Source organism: Micromonospora sp. NPDC048935, from assembly GCF_043197875.1.
GTDB lineage: Bacteria > Actinomycetota > Actinomycetes > Mycobacteriales > Micromonosporaceae > Micromonospora.
This window is the reverse complement of record NZ_JBICTZ010000002.1, coordinates 275,661-293,641: the sequence shown is the minus strand read 5'-3', so window position 1 is coordinate 293,641 and position 17,981 is coordinate 275,661. Positions and strand designations below refer to the sequence as shown.

General features: G+C 70.5%; 22 protein-coding genes. 10 read left to right on the top strand and 12 right to left on the bottom strand.

Annotation, left to right across the window (positions count from 1 at the left end; all coding sequences use genetic code 11):
- Positions 1-41: 41 nt before the first annotated feature.
- Positions 42-761, bottom strand: a complete 720-nt coding sequence (locus ACGFIW_RS07685) for an HAD family hydrolase (RefSeq protein WP_393312752.1) — start codon at positions 759-761, stop codon at positions 42-44.
- Between the two features lie 104 nt (positions 762-865).
- Here ACGFIW_RS07685 and ACGFIW_RS07680 point away from each other — a divergent pair, with 104 nt between their 5' ends.
- Positions 866-1,822 (top strand): DMT family transporter, encoded by a 957-nt coding sequence (locus tag ACGFIW_RS07680; RefSeq protein WP_393311734.1) that lies wholly within the window; start codon positions 866-868, stop codon positions 1,820-1,822.
- A 24-nt stretch (positions 1,823-1,846) separates the two neighbouring features.
- Here ACGFIW_RS07680 and ACGFIW_RS07675 read toward each other — a convergent pair whose 3' ends face one another.
- Together ACGFIW_RS07675 and ACGFIW_RS07670 are read right to left on the bottom strand one after the other, a co-directional pair.
- Positions 1,847-2,122, bottom strand: a complete 276-nt coding sequence (locus tag ACGFIW_RS07675; protein WP_393311732.1) for a hypothetical protein — start codon at positions 2,120-2,122, stop codon at positions 1,847-1,849.
- 10 nt (positions 2,123-2,132) lie between these two features.
- Entirely contained in the window at positions 2,133-2,957 is an 825-nt protein-coding gene (locus ACGFIW_RS07670; RefSeq protein ID WP_393312750.1) for an SDR family NAD(P)-dependent oxidoreductase, read from the bottom strand.
- A gap of 126 nt (positions 2,958-3,083) precedes the next feature.
- Here ACGFIW_RS07670 and ACGFIW_RS07665 point away from each other — a divergent pair, with 126 nt between their 5' ends.
- Positions 3,084-4,040, top strand: coding sequence for an HpcH/HpaI aldolase/citrate lyase family protein (locus ACGFIW_RS07665; protein ID WP_393311730.1), 957 nt, complete (start codon positions 3,084-3,086; stop codon positions 4,038-4,040).
- 76 nt (positions 4,041-4,116) lie between these two features.
- Here the strand turns inward: ACGFIW_RS07665 and ACGFIW_RS07660 are convergent, their stop codons facing one another.
- A complete protein-coding gene (locus ACGFIW_RS07660) occupies positions 4,117-4,629 on the bottom strand; it encodes a DUF4190 domain-containing protein (RefSeq protein ID WP_393311728.1) in 513 nt (170 codons plus the stop codon).
- A gap of 119 nt (positions 4,630-4,748) precedes the next feature.
- On the opposite strand from ACGFIW_RS07660, the gene ACGFIW_RS07655 reads away from it, so the two are divergent.
- Complete coding sequence (locus ACGFIW_RS07655; protein ID WP_393311726.1) at positions 4,749-5,654, top strand: SDR family NAD(P)-dependent oxidoreductase; 906 nt, start codon at positions 4,749-4,751, stop codon at positions 5,652-5,654.
- Between the two features lie 13 nt (positions 5,655-5,667).
- Here ACGFIW_RS07655 and ACGFIW_RS07650 read toward each other — a convergent pair whose 3' ends face one another.
- A complete protein-coding gene (locus ACGFIW_RS07650; RefSeq protein ID WP_393311724.1) occupies positions 5,668-6,207 on the bottom strand; it encodes a DUF4190 domain-containing protein in 540 nt (179 codons plus the stop codon).
- 176 nt (positions 6,208-6,383) lie between these two features.
- Between ACGFIW_RS07650 and ACGFIW_RS07645 the strand changes: the two genes are divergently transcribed.
- Positions 6,384-7,580, top strand: coding sequence for an acyl-CoA dehydrogenase family protein (locus tag ACGFIW_RS07645; protein ID WP_393311722.1), 1,197 nt, complete (start codon positions 6,384-6,386; stop codon positions 7,578-7,580).
- Positions 7,581-7,676: 96 nt separating this feature from the next.
- On the opposite strand, the gene ACGFIW_RS07640 is transcribed toward ACGFIW_RS07645, so the two are convergent.
- The 4 genes from ACGFIW_RS07640 to ACGFIW_RS07625 all read right to left on the bottom strand — a co-directional run bounded on the left by ACGFIW_RS07640 (position 7,677) and on the right by ACGFIW_RS07625 (position 12,097).
- On the bottom strand, positions 7,677-8,084 hold the full coding sequence (locus tag ACGFIW_RS07640) for a CoA-binding protein (RefSeq protein ID WP_393311720.1): 408 nt from the start codon (positions 8,082-8,084) through the stop codon (positions 7,677-7,679).
- Between the two features lie 182 nt (positions 8,085-8,266).
- Entirely contained in the window at positions 8,267-9,229 is a 963-nt protein-coding gene (locus ACGFIW_RS07635) for a hypothetical protein (protein WP_393311718.1), read from the bottom strand.
- Positions 9,226-9,816, bottom strand: coding sequence for an RNA polymerase sigma factor (locus tag ACGFIW_RS07630; protein WP_393239738.1), 591 nt, complete (start codon positions 9,814-9,816; stop codon positions 9,226-9,228). The genes ACGFIW_RS07635 and ACGFIW_RS07630 overlap by 4 nt, the downstream gene beginning before the upstream one ends.
- A 214-nt stretch (positions 9,817-10,030) precedes the next feature.
- On the bottom strand, positions 10,031-12,097 hold the full coding sequence (locus ACGFIW_RS07625) for an intein-containing Rv2578c family radical SAM protein (protein ID WP_393311716.1): 2,067 nt from the start codon (positions 12,095-12,097) through the stop codon (positions 10,031-10,033).
- A 93-nt stretch (positions 12,098-12,190) separates the two neighbouring features.
- Between ACGFIW_RS07625 and ACGFIW_RS07620 the strand changes: the two genes are divergently transcribed.
- The gene (locus tag ACGFIW_RS07620; protein WP_393312748.1) at positions 12,191-12,610 is read left to right on the top strand and encodes a thiol-disulfide oxidoreductase DCC family protein; all 420 of its coding nucleotides are present in this window, start codon (positions 12,191-12,193) and stop codon (positions 12,608-12,610) included.
- On the opposite strand, the gene ACGFIW_RS07615 is transcribed toward ACGFIW_RS07620, so the two are convergent.
- The 3 genes from ACGFIW_RS07615 to trxA all read right to left on the bottom strand — a co-directional run bounded on the left by ACGFIW_RS07615 (position 12,574) and on the right by trxA (position 14,582).
- Positions 12,574-13,638: an MFS transporter permease gene (locus ACGFIW_RS07615; protein WP_393311715.1), complete on the bottom strand. Its 1,065-nt coding sequence runs from the start codon at positions 13,636-13,638 to the stop codon at positions 12,574-12,576. The two genes, ACGFIW_RS07620 and ACGFIW_RS07615, sit on opposite strands and share 37 nt — an antisense overlap.
- The gene (locus ACGFIW_RS07610) at positions 13,635-14,075 is read right to left on the bottom strand and encodes a hypothetical protein (RefSeq protein ID WP_393311713.1); all 441 of its coding nucleotides are present in this window, start codon (positions 14,073-14,075) and stop codon (positions 13,635-13,637) included. Before ACGFIW_RS07610 ends, ACGFIW_RS07615 begins: the two co-directional genes overlap by 4 nt.
- 144 nt (positions 14,076-14,219) lie before the next feature.
- Positions 14,220-14,582, bottom strand: a complete 363-nt coding sequence (trxA, locus tag ACGFIW_RS07605; protein WP_124771302.1) for a thioredoxin — start codon at positions 14,580-14,582, stop codon at positions 14,220-14,222.
- Positions 14,583-15,129: 547 nt separating this feature from the next.
- Here trxA and ACGFIW_RS07600 point away from each other — a divergent pair.
- The 5 genes from ACGFIW_RS07600 (at position 15,130) to ACGFIW_RS07580 (ending at position 17,975) form a co-directional block, all read left to right on the top strand.
- Complete coding sequence (locus ACGFIW_RS07600; protein WP_393311710.1) at positions 15,130-15,645, top strand: MaoC family dehydratase; 516 nt, start codon at positions 15,130-15,132, stop codon at positions 15,643-15,645.
- A gap of 84 nt (positions 15,646-15,729) precedes the next feature.
- The gene (locus ACGFIW_RS07595; protein WP_393311708.1) at positions 15,730-16,266 is read left to right on the top strand and encodes a hypothetical protein; all 537 of its coding nucleotides are present in this window, start codon (positions 15,730-15,732) and stop codon (positions 16,264-16,266) included.
- Positions 16,267-16,318: 52 nt separating this feature from the next.
- A complete protein-coding gene (locus tag ACGFIW_RS07590; protein WP_393311706.1) occupies positions 16,319-16,942 on the top strand; it encodes a TrmH family RNA methyltransferase in 624 nt (207 codons plus the stop codon).
- A gap of 11 nt (positions 16,943-16,953) precedes the next feature.
- The gene (locus ACGFIW_RS07585; protein ID WP_393311704.1) at positions 16,954-17,700 is read left to right on the top strand and encodes a DUF6758 family protein; all 747 of its coding nucleotides are present in this window, start codon (positions 16,954-16,956) and stop codon (positions 17,698-17,700) included.
- 116 nt (positions 17,701-17,816) lie between these two features.
- Positions 17,817-17,975 (top strand): hypothetical protein, encoded by a 159-nt coding sequence (locus ACGFIW_RS07580; RefSeq protein ID WP_170285364.1) that lies wholly within the window; start codon positions 17,817-17,819, stop codon positions 17,973-17,975.
- The last annotated feature ends 6 nt before the right edge of the window (positions 17,976-17,981 follow it).

Below are 17,981 nucleotides of genomic sequence, written 5' to 3'. Positions count from 1 at the left end.
TGCTTGGGCTGGCCCGCACCGGGCCGCCGCCACTGGCGGAATCAGCCGGTCGGGCCGCCGGCGCCCACCGCCTTGACGTAGCCGTCGACGAGGGTGAGCACCTCGCCCAGTGTGCCGAGCGTGGGCCCTCGCCAGTCCAGGTCGGAGTTGAACACCAGGTGCGTGGCCAGGTCCGGCGCGGCGAGCCGGACGGCGGTCATCCCGGCCCGCTCGGCGCCGGTCAGCTCCTGGCTGCCGCCGTCACCGACGTACAGGCAGTCGGCGGGCGTGAGCCCGAGCCGTTGGCAGGCGGTCAGGTACAACACCGGGTCCGGCTTGCACCGTCCGACCTGCACCGAGAAGACCCGCACGTCGAGCAGGGGGGCCACCGCGAGCTGGGGCAGGAAGGCCGGCAACTCGTGCGTACAGTCACTGATCACACCGGTGTGCAGGCCGCGCTGGCGCAGGGCCACCAGGACGGGCACCGCGTCGGCCCGCAGCCAGGTGTCCGCGCGCACGGCCCGGTGCCGCGACGCCACCGCCGCCCGCACCGCGTGGTCGGTCGGGTGTACGCCGACCTGGGCGCACACCCAGCGCAGGGTCGCCTCCGCGTCGCCCAGCCGACCGGTGGCCCGCTCGTAGTAGGTGCGGTTCAGCACCTCGGTCAGGGTGTCGGTGGGACACCCGAGCAGCTCGGCGGTGCCGACGTGCGCGACACCACGCTGCACCGGACGGGTCAGGGTGCCGAAGAAGTCGAACAGCACCGCCTGGTAGCTGGGCATGGGGAACGCCTCCGGGCGGTAGAGGGTCGCCGGCGGGACCCGCGCGATCGTAACGGAGTGCTGACCCTCCGTGCTGACCGTCATACGTGTGAGGATTACGTCCCGTGTCCCCACCTCCACACCGTCCGTCCCCGGATCCGCTGACCACCGGCGCGGTCGGCCTGGCCGTGGTCGCCGTGTCGTCGTCGGCGCCGCTCATCGCGTACGCGGCCGCTCCCGCGCTGGCCATCGCGTTCTGGCGCAACCTGCTCGCGGTGGTCGTGCTGAGCCCCTTCGCGCTGGCCCGGCGCCGCGCGGAGTTCCGCGGGCTGACCCGAGGTGTCCGGCGGCGGGAGGGCCTGTTCTGCGTCCTGTCCGGGGTCGCGTTGGCCGGCCACTTCGCCACCTGGGTGCCCAGCGCCCAGCTCACCTCCGTCGCCACGTCCACCGCGCTGGTCGCCACGCAACCGGTCTGGCAGGGGCTGATCGCCCGCGTCCAGGGGCGTCGACTGCCCCGGGTGGTGTGGGTCGGCGTCGCGGTGGCCGTCGGCGGCGCGGCGATCGCCACCGGGACCGACGTGGGTGTCTCCGGCAGGGCTGTCCTCGGCGACGTGTTGGCGCTGGCCGGTGGCCTGTTCGCGGCCGTCTACACCGCCTTCGGCGAGCGGGCGCGCGCCAGCATCAGCACCACCACCTACACCACCATCTGCTACGGGATCTGCGCGCTGATCCTGCTGGTGGTGTGCCTGGTCGGCGGCGTACGGCTGACCGGCTTCGACGGGCACACCTGGCTGGCCATCCTGGCCCTGGTGGCCGGCGCCCAACTGCTCGGGCACTCGATGTTCAACTACGCCCTGCGGAAGATCTCGGCGACCACGGTGAGCGTGCTGATCCTGCTGGAGGCGCCCGGCGCGGCTCTGCTCGGCTGGGTCTGGCTGGGTCAGCTGCCCCGCCCGTACGCGCTTGTCGGGATGGCGCTGCTGCTGGCCGGGGTGGCGGTGGTGGTGCTCGGCGGTGGTCGGGCCGCTCGTCGGGGCACACCGACCGCGCTGCCGGCCGACCCGACCCCGTTGAACGGCTGACCGCGACCGGATCGCGGCGGGCGCTCAGACCTCGTCCACCTCGATGACCCGGGTCGTCGGGGCGGCTTCGCCGAGGGTGGCGCGCAGCGCGGCCCGGTCCGGGTCGGCGAGGAACGACTCGTAGCCGGCCCGACCCTCGAAGCGGATCACGTGCATCTCGGTCCGCCCGTCGGTGCCACGCAACCGGCGTTCCAGGTGGCCGCCGTGCCGCCCGAGCAGGGCCAACACGGTGTCCTCGTAACGCTGCCCGGCAGCCTCGGCCCCGACCGGAAACTCGACGAGCGCGACAAGAGTCAGCATGCCGGCCAGGTTAGGCGTCGAGACCGACGGCCTTGGCGCTGGCCGCCCAGAGCCGGGCGGCGAGCTGTGGATCGGCGGCCTTCCGGTACGGCCGGCGCAGCCGACGGCCGCTGTAGTAGCCCCCGTCGACAAGCCGGGAGCGGGCCTGGTTGGCCAGCCACACCAGGGTCTCGGCGGCCTTCTCCGGGCTGCGGAACGGCATGACCCGCATGCCGAACGCCACGAACTTGCTGTCGTTCGCGAACCGGGTGCGCACCGCCCCGGGGTGGAAGCTGTACGCGGGAATGTCCGGCCAGCGCCGCGCCGCCTCGGCGGTGAACAGGATGTTCGCCTGCTTGCTGGTGCCGTACGCGCCGATCGAGAGGTAACCGCGCAGCGGGGCGTTCAGGTCGTCCGGGTCGAGCGAGCCGAAGCGGTGTGCGCCGGAGGCGGTCACCACGATCCGGCCCACCCGGTCGGCGAGCAGGTTGGTCAGCAGGAACGGGGCCAGGTGGTTGGCCTGGATCGACATCTCGAAGCCGTCGACGGTGCGCAGTGGTTGCAACGCGATCGCCCCGGCGTTGTTGGCGAGCACGTCGATCCGGTCGTACGCGGCCCGGAGCTGCTCGGCCAGTCGGCGTACGTCGTCGAGGATCGCGAAGTCGGCCCGGAACAGCTCGGGGCGTTCACCGGAGTTCTCCCGTACCCGCTCGGCTGCGGCCTGTAGGCGGGCCGGGTCCCGCCCGACCAGCACCACCCGGTCACCCCGGCACGCCAGGTGCACGGCGGCGGCCAGGCCGATGCCGGAGCTGGCCCCGGTCACCACCACCAGTCGGCGCCCAGTGAGATCTTCCACAGGTCCATTCACCCCGGTCATGGCGCGAGGTTACCGTGAGGTCACAACGCCCTTTGGGATCGTTGAGTTTCCCGCGGAGGTCAGGTGGCGTCGGCATGCCCGCCGGACGCTGGAAGGAGCGCATCCATGGCCGCAGTCGGTCGTCCCCGCCGGTCGTGCCTCGCCGTGCCGGGTTCCAGCGTCAAGATGCTCGGCAAGGCCCAGGGGCTCCCGGCCGACCAGGTCTTCCTGGACCTGGAGGATGCCGTCGCCCCACTGGCGAAGCCGGACGCGCGCAAGAACATCGTGGCCGCGCTCAACGAGGGTGACTGGGCCGGCAAGACCCGGGTGGTGCGGGTCAACGACCTGACCACCCCGTGGACCTACCGGGACGTCATCGAGGTCGTCGAGGGCGCCGGCGCGAACCTGGACTGCCTCATGCTGCCGAAGGTGCAGAACGCCGAGCAGGTGCACTGGCTGGCTCTGCTGCTCACCCAGATCGAGAGGACGCTCGGTCTGGAGGTCGGCCGGATCGGCATCGAGGCGCAGATCGAGAACGCGGCAGGTCTGGTCAACGTGGACGCCATCGCCGCCGCCTCGCCGCGGCTGGAGACCATCATCTTCGGCCCGGCCGACTTCATGGCGTCGATCAACATGAGGTCGTTGGTGGTCGGCGCGTTGATCCCGGACTACCCGGGCGACCCGTACCACTACATCCTGATGCGGATCCTGATGGCCGCCCGGATGCACGCTCTGCAGGCCATCGACGGCCCCTTCCTGCAGATCCGGGACGTCGACGGTTTCCGTGCGGTGGCCAAGCGCTCGGCGGCGCTGGGCTTCGACGGCAAGTGGGTGCTGCACCCGGGTCAGATCGACGCCGCCAACGAGGTCTACCAGCCCGCGCAGGCCGACTACGACCACGCCGAGTTGATCCTCGACGCGTACGAGCACTACACCTCGGAGGCCGGCGGCAAGCTCGGCGCGGTGATGCTCGGCGACGAGATGATCGACGAGGCGTCGCGCAAGATGGCGCTCGTCGTCGCCGCGAAGGGCCGGGCCGCCGGGATGAGCCGCACCTCGTCGTTCACCCCACCGGCCGAGTGACCGGTCGGGCCGGGACGACCGCCGCCGGCTGTCGACCTGGCCCGAAACCCGGCGGTACGCCGACCCCGCCCGTCGGTCAGTTGCTCGCGCCCCTGGTGACCGCGAGGATGATGGCGACGACGTAGAAGGCGAGCAGCAGCCCGAGCAGCCCGGTGAGGATCCAGCCGATGATGATGGCGGCCTTCGCCATCCCCGCACCGCCCTCGCCGCTGAGCAGGATCTGCTTCTGCGCCACGTGCCCGAGGATCGCGCCGACCGGCGCGGTGATGCAGGACGCGAAGCCGACAAGCGCGAGGACCAGCGCCGCGATCGCCATCCCGTTGGTCTTCTGCGCGGCCGGGTAGCCGTAGCCGGGGTACTGCGGGGGATAACCGGGCGGGCCGTAGGCGGGCGGGGCGTAACCCTTCATCGGCTCACCGAACGGCGGCTGGCCCCCGGCGTACGGGTCGACCGGCGCGTACGGGTCGGCCGGACCGGGTTGGGTGGGCACCGGTTGACCGGCCACGAGGGTCGGATCCGGTGCGGGGTTCGACGGCTGAGCCGACCACGTGGGATCGGACCAGTTGCCGGGTGGCGGGGGATTGGTCATGCGAGCTCTCTTCGTCAGGTCGGGATGCGCTGTCAGGGTAGCCAGCACACCCCAAACCCGACGCCCCCACTACCGGGTGCCGCGTTGCTCGGGCCGGTCCTAACAGGCAGGATCCTGGCATGGCATTCGACGCGCGCGCCGCGGACCGTTCCGGCAGCCGACCCAGACGGGACGTCAGCCGCCCGGGCGGGGCCCGGCGTGCCCGCGCGGCCGCGCCGGCGGGCAGCCCCGGCCCGGACGAGCCGGTCGCGCTCACCGACCCGGTGACCATGCGGCTCGACGGGAGGGTCGCCCTGGTGACCGGGGCGGGCAGCCCGGACGGCATCGGGTACGCCACTGCCCGGCGTCTCGCCGACCTGGGCGCGCGGGTGGCCATCGTCTCCACCACCCGGCGCATCCACGAGCGGGCCGGCGAGTTGGGCGTGACCGGTTTCGTCGCGGACCTGACCGACGAGTCCGAGGTCGGCGCGCTCGCCGACGCGGTCGCCGAGCAGTTGGGCGACGTCGAGGTGCTTGTCAACAACGCCGGCCTCGCCAGCCGAGCCAGCCAGGGGGTGCTTCGGCCGGTCGCGCAGTTGACCTACGACGAGTGGCGCGGCGAGATCGACCGCAACCTGTCCACCGCCTTCCTGTGCAGTCGGGCGTTCATCGGTGGCATGGCCGAGCGTGGCTGGGGTCGGATCGTCAACCTGGCGGCCACCGCCGGCCCGGTCAACGCCCTGCCCACCGAGGCCGCGTACGCGGCGGCGAAGGCCGGGGTGGTCGGGCTGACCCGGGCACTGGCCATGGAGATGATCGCCGACGGGGTGACCGTCAACGCGGTGGCGCCCGGCACCATCTACACCGCGGCGTCCACGATGGCCGAGATCAAGCAGGGGCTGGGCACGCCGGTGGGTCGACCGGGCACTCCGGACGAGGTCGCCGCCGCGATCAGCTTCCTCTGTTCGCCGGCCGCCTCGTACATCACCGGTCAGATGCTTGTGGTGGACGGCGGCAACAGCGTTCGCGAGGCCCGCTTCCGCTGACCGGCGCGGCGGATCAGTAGCCGCCGCCGTCGCCGGTGTTGCCCAGCGCCACGAGGGCCAGCCAACCGCAGCAGGCCAGCAGGGTGAGCCCGGTGAACACGTACCCGAGGATCAGCCCCCAGGTGGCGAGTTGGTCGCCCTCCTCGCCGCTGGTGCGGATCTGCCGCTTCGCCACGTGACCGAGGACGGCGCCGGCCGGCGGGAACACGAAGGCGAACACCAGCGACAGGATCGCCAGGACGTTGGTGCCCCGGCCGGGGCCGGACGGGGGTGGGCCGTACTGGGCGTAGGGGCCCTGCGGAGGGTACGGCGGCTGCTGGCTCCAGTGCGCCGACTGCTGCGGACCCTGCTGCCCGTACGGCGACGGTTCGTCCGCCGGTGGCCCGTACGGTGAGCGTTCCGCCGGCAACTCGAACGCCGGCTGGTCCGGCTGCGGCGCGTACGGCGGCTGGCCGCCCGGCGGTGGCGCGTACGGTGACTGGTCCCGGGGTGGCTCGTAGGGTGACGGCGGTTGATCGTCTGCCGGCGGTCCCGACGGCGGCGGGTAGCTCACAGCTGTCCTCCTCCTGCCGGTGCCGGAAAAGTCCCTCCTGCCGGACGCTACCCGCAGCGGTGAACCTTTTCACAGCGGTTGTGGGGACTGGTCACCTTGGCCCGGCCGACGCGGAGACCGATACTGACCCAGCGTCCAGTTACCCACGAGTAGTGCGCGGATCCCCGGAGGCTGAGATGGCCCGACTCGCCCAGACGCCCGGTCTGACCGACGTGCAACAGTCGATCCTGGAGACCGTTCGGGAGTTCGCCGACGAGGAGATCATCCCGCACGCGCAACGGCTGGAGCACGCCGACGAGTACCCCACCGACATCCTCGACGGGATGCGCGAGATGGGGCTGTTCGGCCTCACCATCGACGAGGAGTACGGCGGGCTCGGCGAGTCCCTGCTCACCTACGCGCTGGTGGTGGAGCAACTGTCCCGGGGCTGGATGTCGATCTCCGGCATCGTCAACACGCACTTCATCGTGGCGTACCTGATCTCCCAGCACGGCTCCGCCGAGCAGAAGGCCCGCCTGCTGCCGCGGATGGCCACCGGCGAGGTGCGCGGCGCGTTCTCCATGTCAGAACCCGGTTGCGGTTCGGACGTCGCAGCGATCACGTCCCGGGCCGTCCGCGACGGCGACAACTACGTGCTCAACGGGCAGAAGATGTGGCTCACCAACGGGGCGTACTCCTCGGTGGTGGCCACCCTGGTCAAGACCGACACCGGCGCGGAGTCCGTCTACGGCAACATGAGCACCTTCCTGCTGGAGAAGGCGCCGGGCTTCGGCGAGACCGCACCCGGCCTGACCATCCCCGGCAAGATCGAGAAGATGGGTTACAAGGGCGTCGAGACCACCGAGATGATCCTCGACGGGGTGACGGTGCCCGACTCGGCGATCCTCGGCGGCGCCGACCGGGTGGGCCGAGGCTTCTACCAGATGATGGACGGCATCGAGGTGGGCCGGGTCAACGTGGCCGCCCGCGCCTGCGGCATCTCCATCCGCGCCTTCGAGTTGGCCGTCAGCTACGCCCAGCAGCGCAAGACCTTCGGCCAGCCACTCGCCGGGCACCAGGCGATCGCGTTCAAGCTCGCCGAGATGGGCACGAAGATCGAGGCCGCGCACGCCCTCATGGTCAACGCCGCCCGCCTCAAGGACGCCGGCCAGCGCAACGACGTCGAGGCCGGGATGGCCAAGCTGCTCGCCTCCGAATACTGCGCCGAGGTCGTCCAGGAGGCGTTCCGCATCCACGGCGGCTACGGCTACTCCACGGAGTACGAGATCGAGCGGCTGATGCGGGAAGCCCCGTTCCTGCTCATCGGCGAGGGCACCTCGGAGATCCAGAAGACGATCATCTCCCGAGGACTCCTCAAGGAGTACAAGCTCTAACCCCCGCCCACCCCCGCGATCTTGCACTTTCTGTCGCCGCTCTGTCCCCTTGTGCCATTTTTGCGGGGGCAGTAAGTGCAAGATCGCGGGGGTGGGTCAGGGCAGGCGGGTCAGGTCGGCGGCGGCTCGTTCGACGATCAGGCACCGGTCCTCGACGTAGTCCATGCCGGCCTCTTCGGCGATTCGCCGTGCTTCGGGCGAGACGATGCCCAGTTGTAGCCAGACCGCCGGGGCGCCGATCGCCGCCGCGTCCCGGACCACCTGCACGGCGTCGGCCGCCGGCCGGAACACGTCCACCAGGTCGACCGGGTGCGGGATGTCGGCAAGCGACCTGTACGCCCGTTCCCCGAACAGTTCGTCGACAGTCGGGTTGACCGGAATGATGCGCCAGCCGTACCGCTGCATCTGCAACGGCACGCCGTGCGCGGCCTTGCCGGGGTCGCGGGACGCGCCCACGACGGCGATCACGGCGGAGTCGGCGAGGATCTGCTGAGCGGTACGCACCCGCCGACTGTAGCTCTGCTTCGGGCGACGGAGGCAGACGCAGAACCGCCGACGAGCATCTGCGGCTGGTCGCCCCTAACGACCAGTCGGGCCCCGGTCGGCGGTTCGCGCAGAACCGAATCAGGCCGGACACGTCCTCGATCGCCGCCCGCCGGAGCCCGGGGAACGGCGATCCAGGACCGTCAGCTGGTCGGCCCGCCGGGAAGGGTCGGGGCGGTGGGAGTGGTGCTCGTCGAGTCGCCCTTGGTCCGGCCCTCGAACTTCGTGTAACCGGCGGGCGGCGTCAGGTCGAAGTGGCTCAGGTTCTCGGCCGTGCGGGGCAGCCACTCGAAGGTGCTGACCTCTGCCTTGTCGGTCACCTTTCCGCTTTTGTCGGCGACCGTCTTGTACGGCAGGAACGAGGTCTCGTCCACCCAGAGCTCGGCGGTGTAGGTCGCCGTTCCCGGCTTCAACCGCAGGTGCACGGTGTCGTGCCCGTCCACCTTCTCCTGGCCCACGATCTCCAGGCTCCCCTTGGTGAGCCAGGCCCTGATGCTCGCCGGGTCGTTCGGAACGAAGACCGTGCCTGTCGCGTCCTTCGCAGAGCCCACGAACTCGAAGTACGTCCGGTCGGGGTGGCTGATCTGGGTGCCGCGCTGTTTCCCGTCGGCGACGACCGTCACCAGGGAGGAGTCCGGGCTGCCGTCGCCCCGGTAGATGTCGACCCGGGAGCGTCCGGTCTGCTTGTCCGTCCAGTAGTCGATCCGGCCGCCCGGGTAGGCGTCGCGGACCTTCACGACGTAGTCGTCCGCGTCGCCCAGCGCGGCCTGGGTCTGTGCGCTGACGTAGGTGATGTCGCGCAACTGCCACTGGCGAGATGTGTCCGTCGAGTTGGCGGAGGCTCCGCCCGGTTGACCGGTGCCGCCGTCGACCGTGCTCAGCGCGACACCACCGGCGGCGAGACCCGCCAGAGCGAAAGCGGTCGCGGTCGCAATCGCCGGCCGGCGCAGAAACCAGCGCTTCGGGGCCGGGCGCTGGTACACCGACCCGTTGAGGATCGCGTGCCGCATCCGGTCGGTGGCGTCCGCCGGAGCGCCGGTCAGGTTCTCCCGGAAGCCGACAAGCAGGTCGACGCCCGAATTGTCGGCGTCGGAATTGATGTTCATGCGGTTCCCTCGTTCGCAGACGTGGACGGTGCGTAGTGCGCGGGCATCGCGAGGCGCAGACGTGCCTTGGCCCGATGAAGGCGGGACCGGACGGTGCCCGGTGCCAGGCCGAGCGCGGAGGCCAGCTCCGGATAGTCCAGGCCGGCCCAGACATGCAGCAGGAGCAGATCGCGTTGGTCGTGCGGCATCGCGGCGAGCGCGCCGGCCAGTGCCTGCGTGGCGGCCTTGGCGTCGAGCCGTTCGTTGGCCCGGTCGGCGAAGTTGTGCTGACCGGAACCGCCGAGCGGGTCCGAACCCGACTTCTCCAGTGCCCGCAGCCACCGCACCTCGGCACGGTGGTAGTTGCGCAGCAGGTTGGTCAGGATGCCGAACAGCCACGGGCGCGCGTTGGCCACCGACGTGTCGTACCGGTCGCGTCGCGAGAACGCCACCAGGAACGTCTCGGCGACCAGATCCTCGGCGAGCTGTCGCCCGACCCGTCGGGCGCTGAAGTCGTACAGCCAACCGCCGTACCGCTCGTACAGCTCCCCGAACAGTTCAGGCGCCCCCGTTACCAACAGCGCGTCGGAGCGCTCGGTCACAGTCATGTCCCGACGGCCCCCTGGTTCGACGGTGTGTTCATACCTGGTTCTTGTCTGACGCCGACGCCAGGTTCCCGCCACCTCCGGCCCCGGGCCCACGCGAGCACTACGTGTCGCGCCCACCACTGTCCGTTGATCTCCCACGTGGCGCGGGTGCACGGAACAGGTGTGACCGATCAGCGTTCGGGCAGGTAGAGGCGTCTCTGCCCGGCACGCAAGGCTAGAGCAGGGTCAGCTGCTCGGCGGTCGGCGCAGGGGGCGGCTCGGGCAGTTGGCGGTTGTCGCCCACCTCGGCGCGGTGCAGCCCGTGGCGGCGGGCGGCGATCCGCACCCGTGCGGTCACCTCCCGCTGGTACGCCTGCGGCGCGTACGCACCGGCCCGGTAGAGCTCGCGGTAGCGCTGCACCAGGTGCGGGTGCTCGCGGGCGAGCCAGGGCGCGTACCACTCCCGGGCACCGGAACGCAGGTGCAGGGGCAGGGCGGTCACGCTCGTCGCACCGGCGGCGGCGATGGCCGACACGGTGGCGTCGATCGACTCGTCGCCGTCACTGAGGCCGGGCAGGATCGGGGCCATCAGCACCCCGACGGAGAAGCCGGCATCGGTGAGCGCCCGGACCGCGTCCAGTCGGCGGCGCGGGTGCGGCGTGCCCGGCTCGACGGACCGCCAGAGCTGCTCGTCGACGAACCCCACCGAGAAGGAGATGCCCACGCTGGTGACCTCGGCGGCCTGGCGCAGCAGCGGCAGGTCACGCAGGATCAGCGTGCCCTTGGTGAGGATCGAGAACGGGTTGGCGAAGTCCCGTAGGGCCGTGATGATCTGCGGCATCAGCCGATAACGGCCCTCGGCCCGCTGGTAGCAGTCCACGTTGGTGCCCATCGCCACGTGCGCGCCCCGCCACTTCGGCGCGGCCAACTCGCGCCGGACCAGCTCACCGGCGTTGACCTTGACGATCACCTTTCGGTCGAAGTCCACACCGGCATCGAGATCGAGATAGGTGTGAGTGTTTCTCGCGAAACAGTTGTGGCTGACCACTCCGTTGGCGATGAAGTCCCCGGTGCCAGTGGTGATGTCCCAGAGCGGCAACTCCAGCCCGAGTTCCTCGATGCCGACAACCCTGAGGGCGCCCTGGTGCTTCAGGGCGCCACCCTCGATCGATCGCTTTCGAGTGATGGCAGGGTCGGTCAGGTGAAAGAACCGCAGCCGGGCGGCGAGACCGCCGGTCAGCCTGATCTCCCGCACACGGTTGGGTAGGCCGCGGTCTTCTCGCACACAGACGAGCCCGAAATGGCGCAGTGCTGCCGTCGTCTGGTCGAGGATGGCGTCGTCGCTGTTGCTGATGCGCAGGATGCCTCTGCTGCAACTGCCCTCGGCGTCGAAGATGCCGGCCAGGAAGCCAAGTCGCCAATCGTCGCTGGGCTCGACCGGCCAGCGGATACGGTCAGCGATCGTCTCGATGTCCCGCTGCTTCGAGGTGCGGATGGCGGTCATCGCACGTCGTGTGGTGCTGACCTGCGCGTAGGTGAAACGCTGCGTTTTGACCCCTTCGAGGGCGAGGTACCGCTCACTGCGGCTCAATGCCTCGTCATCGGCCAACGCCAGCCGGAACCGGTGCACAGTCCCGTACGAGTACGAGAACGTGCCCAGGTGCGCGTCTCCGCGGATCATCCCGCAGAGGTAACCCAGGCGGTAGCCGAGTGACTCCTTGGGGCCGACCGCGAAACGACCGGTGCCGATCAGGCGGTTGTTGGTGGTCAGGTAGGGGCGTCGCGCGTTGCCATGCATGGTGCCGGTGACGTACTTCCAGCCACGTTCGGAGAGGAACCGGTGGTCCCCACTGGCGATGAGGATCGTGCCGTCCTCCAGGGTGACCCGGTAGGCCGGCTTCACCGTGGACCACTTGTCGAGGACGGTGGTGGTCACGTATCGGCGGTACGCGCCCCGTCGTTCGGTCCCGTAGATGCGGTCACCCGGCTCCAGTTCGCTGATCGGCTTCGTGCGGCCGTCCGCCATCAGGATCGGGGTGTCACCGGAGACGCAGTAAACACACGCATGAGAACAGCCCCGGTACGGGTTGATGGTCCACTCGAAGGGGACGCGGGACTGCCCGGGCACCCGGTTGAGGATCGACTTGGCCTGCACCTCGTAGAAGGTCATGCCGGCGAACTCGGGAGTGTCGAAGGTGCGGGTGATCGCGCCGGGCAGCGCCAGCGGCAGGGGTGGCGTCGCTGGCGCTGCCCGCTCGGGATCTCCCTCGACCGGGGGAGCGGTGAGGTTGTCCCAGCGCATGGCCACTATTCGAACACGCGTACGAGTGGAGTGCAAGTGACCCGCCGTACACCGGTGGGGGTTCGGGTGGTCGGGGAGGGGAGGATGGACACCATGGAGACGTCGACCTTCGTCTACGACGGGGACTGCGCGTTCTGCACGCAGTGCGCCGAGTTCATCGCTCGCCGGATCCCCACGGGCGCGCGGGTGGTGCCCTGGCAGTTCTCCGACCTTGACGCGCTCGGCCTCAGCGTGGCCGAGTGCGAGGAGGCCGTGCAGTGGGTCGGGGCGGACGGCGCGCGTGCCGCCGGCCCGGATGCCATCGCGAAGCTGCTCGCCGACAGTGGCCGGCTCTGGCGGATCGCCGGTGCGGGCCTGCGGTTCCCGCCGGTGCGTGCGGTGGCCTGGCCGGTGTACCGCTTGGTGGCGCGCAACCGGCACCGCCTGCCGGGCGGTACGGCGGCCTGCTCGCTGCCACAGGAGGCGCGGGAGCGGCTCTACGGCCCGGCCGGACGCCCGACCACCGGCGCCTGATCGCCAAACGGCGCCACGTCCGCACCGGCCCGCACCGGCGCTTGGTCGCCGGGCGCGGCCAGGTCCGCACCGGCCCTGACCGTCGCCTGATGTCCGGGCGGCGCCACGTCCGTGCCGGCCTGCGCCGCGGCGTGGTCGCCGAGGCGCGCTGGTGCCGTGTCGGCGTGCGCCGGGGCCGGGGTTTCCGTCGCTGTCCCGGCGGGGTCGCGGCCGAGGAGTCGGCGGGTCCACACCACCGGGCGCACCCGTTCCAGCGGCAGGAAGCTGGTCATCGCGGCCAGGTGCGGCGCGAACGAGATGGTGATGGTCGCGATGGTGACCACGTGGAACGAGTAGAAGAAGCCGACCATGGCGAGCCGCCAGCGGGCCGGCAGGAAGAAGACCACCGGGCTGAGCAGTTCGAACGCCACGATGCCGAACTGGGCGACGATCAGCAGGTGCGGCACCTGGGCGATCAGGTCGGCCAGGTCGGTGCCGCGCCGGATGATCGCGCGGGCCAGCACCGAGCCGGTGAGCCAGTCCAGGCCGCCGAAGCGCAGCTTGGCGAAGGCGGCCAGGAAGTACGTGCAGATCACCGCGATCTGGGTGACGCGCAGCGCCCAGCCGCCGGCCTCGGTGCGGGTGGTGTCACCGTGCCGGGCTCGACCGGCGGTGGGCAGTACGGCCAGTGCGACGAGCAGCCCGAAGCGGTCGTGGTCGACCTTTCCGTAGCTCATCGCGATGATCATCCATTGCAGGTACAGCGCGCAGACCGCCCAGCCGAGCAGTCGGGGCGCACGCCCGGTCGCGGCGAGAAGGGCCAGCAGCAGCAACGCCCAGAAGATCACCGTCACCAGCGTCTCGGTTGGCGTCGGCAGGGGAAGCAGGCGGCCGATCAGGAGCGGCTGGTACAGGTCGCCGGGCACGCTGACCCGGGTGCGCACCCAGGGAGTGAAGATCACCAGGTCGGCGGCGACGAAGAGGTAGATCACGGTGCGGAACGCGGCGATGCGACCGCGCGGCACCGCCTCGGTCAGCCAACGGCTCATCGCGGGGCCTGCCAGCGGACCACTGTCTCGTCGGTGTGCTGGCCGGTCGGCCGGCCGGCACGGATGCCCTGCCAGCGGATGACGATGCGCACCTCGATCAGCGCGGCGGCGTCCGGGTGACGTTCGGCGTACGCGTCGGCGACCTCGGCGAGCAGCGCCGGGTCGGCGGCGTACCGGCTCTGCTGCCCCTCGATCTCGGCCCGGCGGATGCCCGTCGCGGCCTGGTCGAGGTCGACCACGGCGCCCGTGCTGTTCACCCCCTCGACGCGGGTGTCCGGGGCGGGTGCGTTCGGCGGGTTGGAGGTGGAGTACATCCGGAACGGGCCGAACGGGAAGTCGTCGTCGCTGCCCCAGAAGGTGCCGACCAGCAGCAGGGCGAGTACGAGTGCGGTCGCGCCCAGCCGGGTCACGCGCCCGCGGGTGGTCAGGGTCTCCATCAGGTCGTGACGATACGGGATGTACCGGCCGCGTCGGGTCCCTCCGACGGTCAGTTCGGCCTGCCCAGGCAGGTGATCACGGAGGGGTACGACGAAGGCCGGGCCCACGTGGGCCCGGCCTTCGGATGCCGTCGTGGCGACGGCTCAGTGCTTGTGCTCGGCCAGCTGCTTACGCACGTCGTCCATGTCCAGGGCCTCGACCTGCTCGATCAGGTTTTCCAGAGCGGACTCCGGAAGGGCGCCCGGCTGGGCGAAGACGATCACGCCGTCGCGGATCGCCATGATCGTCGGGATCGACCGGATGTCGAACTTGGCGCCCAGCTCCTGCTGAGCCTCGGTGTCGACCTTGCCGAAGACGATGTTCTGGTGCTTCTCCGAGGAGCGCTCGTAGACCGGGGCGAACCGCTTGCACGGACCACACCAGTCGGCCCAGAAGTCGACCAGGACGATGCCGTCGTTGCCGGTCACCTCGTCGAAGTTGGTCGAGGTCAGCTCAACGGTTGCCATTGCACTCTCCGATCACCGCGGTTTATCTACGTCCCGTAGAACCAGGGCTGACCGTATCGAATTCCCGGGCGGTCGGGCCCGAAACGTGCTCCGCCTGCCGGTGGCCGCCGCGGGTCATCGACCCACGTCTGTTCATCTCGATCTGCGGAACGCAAATGCATGACGCACTTGCGTGACCTGCGGTGATGGGAGCGTTTCCAGGGAGATCCACCAAGTCAAGTGCTACGAATCGGTAACTTGGCACCTGACGAGGAGGTATCCGGCCTGCGGAGATCGCCGATCAACCTCCGCTTCGTCACCGAGAGTAGTGTTACAAAAAGATAAATGTGACCTCGATCTCTGTTGGACCTACGCTTCCGTAGGGCAGAATTCTCCGCATCAGAGCGTGGGCGGCGGGTGCCGGGGAGGGCCCCGCCGCTCATTGCGTCTCCCCCCTGGTGAGTGACCGGTGTGACATTTCCGCCGTCGCCGCTCCCGGCCGGTTTCCTTAACCTTCGGTAAGGCATGCTGTGCCGAACTCCATCGCCGCCCGTCGAAGGGGACCAGGATGCAGTTCGGCCGCTACTACGAGGAGTTCGAGGTCGGCGCGGTCTACCGGCACTGGCCGGGCAAGACCGTGACCGAGTACGACGACCACCTCTTCTGCCTGCTCACCATGAACCACCACCCGCTGCACATGGACGCGCACTACGCGGCGACGGCCAGCCAGTTCAAGCGCAACGTCGTGGTCGGCAACTACATCTACTCGCTGCTGCTCGGCATGTCGGTGCCCGACGTGAGCGGTAAGGCGATCGCCAACCTCGAGGTCGAGTCGCTGCGGCACGTCGCGCCGACCTTCCACGGCGACACCATCTACGGCGAGACCACCGTGCTGGGCAAGCGTGAGTCCGGCTCGAAACCCGACCGGGGTGTGGTGTCGGTGGAGACCCGGGGCTACAACCAGGACGGCACGATGGTCTGCGTCTTCCGGCGCAGGGTCATGGTCCCCAAACGGGAGTACGCGGCCAGCACCGTCCCCGACGGGGTGGATCCGGAACGACCCAGCTTCCCCGAGCCGCGCTGAACGGCGCGGCCGCCGCACTCCAGGCGCCTCCTCGCGGCAGCGGGTTGTGTGGGGAAGGGGCCCGGTCCGGGGCGCGGGGGACATATGCTGGCGCCGGAGGTTCCGATGAGCCACTCCGTCGCCGGAGAGCCGCCCTCTGCCGGCCGCCGAGCCGCACCCCTGACCACCGCTGTCTACTCAGCCACCGAGTGGGATCTGCTCATCAGCCTGCCCGGTCGGGTTCTCGTGGCCGCCGTGGCTTCCGGCCCCGGTCGCACGGACCGGGGTGTCCCGGCGGGTCTGGCCGGCCTGGACGCCGTGGCCGCGGGCCGGGCCTTCGACAGCGATCTGGTCCGCGCGGTGGTCGCCGCGATCTACGCCCGCCCCGACGGCACGCCACCGCCCGCCGAACGGCTCACCGACCTGGTGGGCCTGCTGGCCGCCTGCCGGGCCGCGAGCCGGGTCCTCAGGCGGCGCGCCGACCCGGCGGACTCGGCCGCGTACCGCCAGTGGGTGCAGTCGGTCGCGGCCCGGGTCTGTCGTGCGGTGCCCGGCCCCGGCGAGCGCCGGGAGGGCCAACCCACCACCCCGGCGGACCGGCGCTTCCTGGACCACCTCGGCGCGGCGCTCGGGTTGGGCTGATCCGGCGGGCCGTCGCGCCGCGCGCCGACCAGGTCCGTACCCTCTGATGACCGTGACCGACGACCAGCTTGAGGTGGGCGTGGGCCCCTGGCCGGGGGACCCACCGGACGACCCTCGGTACGACCCGCAGTTGCTGGCGGAGGGGGACCGGCGCAACGTCGTCGACCGCTACCGCTACTGGCGGCACGAGGCGATCGTCGCCGACCTGGACCGACACCGGCACGGCTTCCACGTCGCGATCGAGAACTGGCAGCACGACTTCAACATCGGCACGGTGGTCCGCAACGCCAACGCGTTCAACGCCGCCGAGGTGCACATCGTCGGGCGGCGTCGGTGGAACCGGCGCGGCGCCATGGTGACCGATCGCTACCAGCACGTGCGGCACCACGAGACGATCGAGGAGTTCGTGGCCTGGGCGGGGGAGCGCCAGCTGCCGGTGTTCGGCATCGACAACCTGCCGGGGTCGCTCCCGCTGGAGACCGGCGCCCTGCCCCGGGACTGTGTGCTGCTGTTCGGCCAGGAGGGGCCCGGTCTCTCCGCGCCCGCCCGCGCCGCGTGCGACAGGCTCTACTCCATCGCCCAGTACGGCTCGACGAGGTCGATCAACGCGGGCGTGGCCAGCGGCATCGCCATGCACGCCTGGATTCGTGCCCACGCCGGCGCGCCACCGGACTGAGCCAGGCCCGGGTGCCGAATCGGACGTTCCGGCTTGACGTTCCGGCGATACCGGAGAACGGTGGGGATGTGAGTGTCGCGGTGAGTTGTCCGAGATGCGGGGGCCCGGTACGGGCGCCGGATCTGATGCACTCCGACTCGAGGTGTCTGCGATGCGGCCCGGTGCCGCCGCTGCACGTGCCCGAGCACATCGGAGCGGAGATCGTGGCGAGTGTGGTGGAACGGATCACCACGACCGCGGACCCGCCGGTGACTCCGTTGTGGTGCCCGTGGCCCCTGCCGACCGGCTGGACGCTCACCGGCGTGGCGTACGCCGGGGACGAGCGGACGGGTGTGCGGGCGACCGCGGTGGCCTGCGCGGGCCCGGCGCCACTCGGCGGCGGCCCGGCCGATCTGGTCTTCGTGGCCGAGGAGCCGGGCGTCGGCCTGGGCACCCGGTTCGCCGGACTGGCCGGCCCGGATCCGGGGCCGGAGTTGGTCGACGCGTTGACCGACCCCGGGCCTGGTCACCCCGACCATGTGGGCCAGGCCAGGATCAGGGTCGGCGGGCATCCAACTCCACTGTGGTTGGTGAATTCTCCAACAGATCGAAGCGCGTACGCCGGCGAGGCTCGGGGAATGTGGCTCCATGCGATAGCCTGGCCGGCGAGTGCGGGTCATCTGCTCGCGGAAGATGTCGTGTTACACGACCTGACCGAGTGGACTCCGCCCGAGCTCGTGTACGGCGCACCGTCCCCGTATCTAGCCGGGAGGGCTTGACAACCCATCCGGATTGACGGAGAACGGACGCAGATATTCACTGTACGACACCACACTGATACTCTGGGTGCCGCTGCGGTAATGGGACCCGGCGCCGCGCGAGAGGATGGCCCGCCATGGTCAAGAAGGTCCTCACCTGGGCCGGAGTTGCATTCTTGATCTTCTTCGTCGCCTACCGGCCAAACTCTGCGGCAGACGTGTTCAAGTCGCTCGGCGGCGGGATCATGGACATCGCCCAAGGGTTCGGCGACTTCTTCACCAGCCTCGTCGCTTAACCACCG

Bases quoted from the DNA above. Each gene is read 5' to 3' on its own strand.
- ACGFIW_RS07685 (WP_393312752.1), bottom strand. From the start codon at position 761: ATGCCCAGCTACCAGGCGGTGCTGTTCGACTTCTTCGGCACCCTGACC.
- ACGFIW_RS07675 (WP_393311732.1), bottom strand. From the start codon at position 2,122: ATGCTGACTCTTGTCGCGCTCGTCGAGTTTCCGGTCGGGGCCGAGGCT.
- ACGFIW_RS07665 (WP_393311730.1), top strand. From the start codon at position 3,084: ATGGCCGCAGTCGGTCGTCCCCGCCGGTCGTGCCTCGCCGTGCCGGGT.
- ACGFIW_RS07660 (WP_393311728.1), bottom strand. From the start codon at position 4,629: ATGACCAATCCCCCGCCACCCGGCAACTGGTCCGATCCCACGTGGTCG.
- ACGFIW_RS07655 (WP_393311726.1), top strand. From the start codon at position 4,749: ATGGCATTCGACGCGCGCGCCGCGGACCGTTCCGGCAGCCGACCCAGA.
- ACGFIW_RS07645 (WP_393311722.1), top strand. From the start codon at position 6,384: ATGGCCCGACTCGCCCAGACGCCCGGTCTGACCGACGTGCAACAGTCG.
- ACGFIW_RS07635 (WP_393311718.1), bottom strand. From the start codon at position 9,229: ATGAACATCAATTCCGACGCCGACAATTCGGGCGTCGACCTGCTTGTC.
- ACGFIW_RS07630 (WP_393239738.1), bottom strand. From the start codon at position 9,816: ATGACTGTGACCGAGCGCTCCGACGCGCTGTTGGTAACGGGGGCGCCT.
- ACGFIW_RS07625 (WP_393311716.1), bottom strand. From the start codon at position 12,097: ATGCGCTGGGACAACCTCACCGCTCCCCCGGTCGAGGGAGATCCCGAG.
- ACGFIW_RS07620 (WP_393312748.1), top strand. From the start codon at position 12,191: ATGGAGACGTCGACCTTCGTCTACGACGGGGACTGCGCGTTCTGCACG.
- ACGFIW_RS07615 (WP_393311715.1), bottom strand. From the start codon at position 13,638: ATGAGCCGTTGGCTGACCGAGGCGGTGCCGCGCGGTCGCATCGCCGCG.
- ACGFIW_RS07610 (WP_393311713.1), bottom strand. From the start codon at position 14,075: ATGGAGACCCTGACCACCCGCGGGCGCGTGACCCGGCTGGGCGCGACC.
- trxA (WP_124771302.1), bottom strand. From the start codon at position 14,582: ATGGCAACCGTTGAGCTGACCTCGACCAACTTCGACGAGGTGACCGGC.
- ACGFIW_RS07600 (WP_393311710.1), top strand. From the start codon at position 15,130: ATGCAGTTCGGCCGCTACTACGAGGAGTTCGAGGTCGGCGCGGTCTAC.
- ACGFIW_RS07595 (WP_393311708.1), top strand. From the start codon at position 15,730: ATGCTGGCGCCGGAGGTTCCGATGAGCCACTCCGTCGCCGGAGAGCCG.
- ACGFIW_RS07580 (WP_170285364.1), top strand. From the start codon at position 17,817: ATGGTCAAGAAGGTCCTCACCTGGGCCGGAGTTGCATTCTTGATCTTC.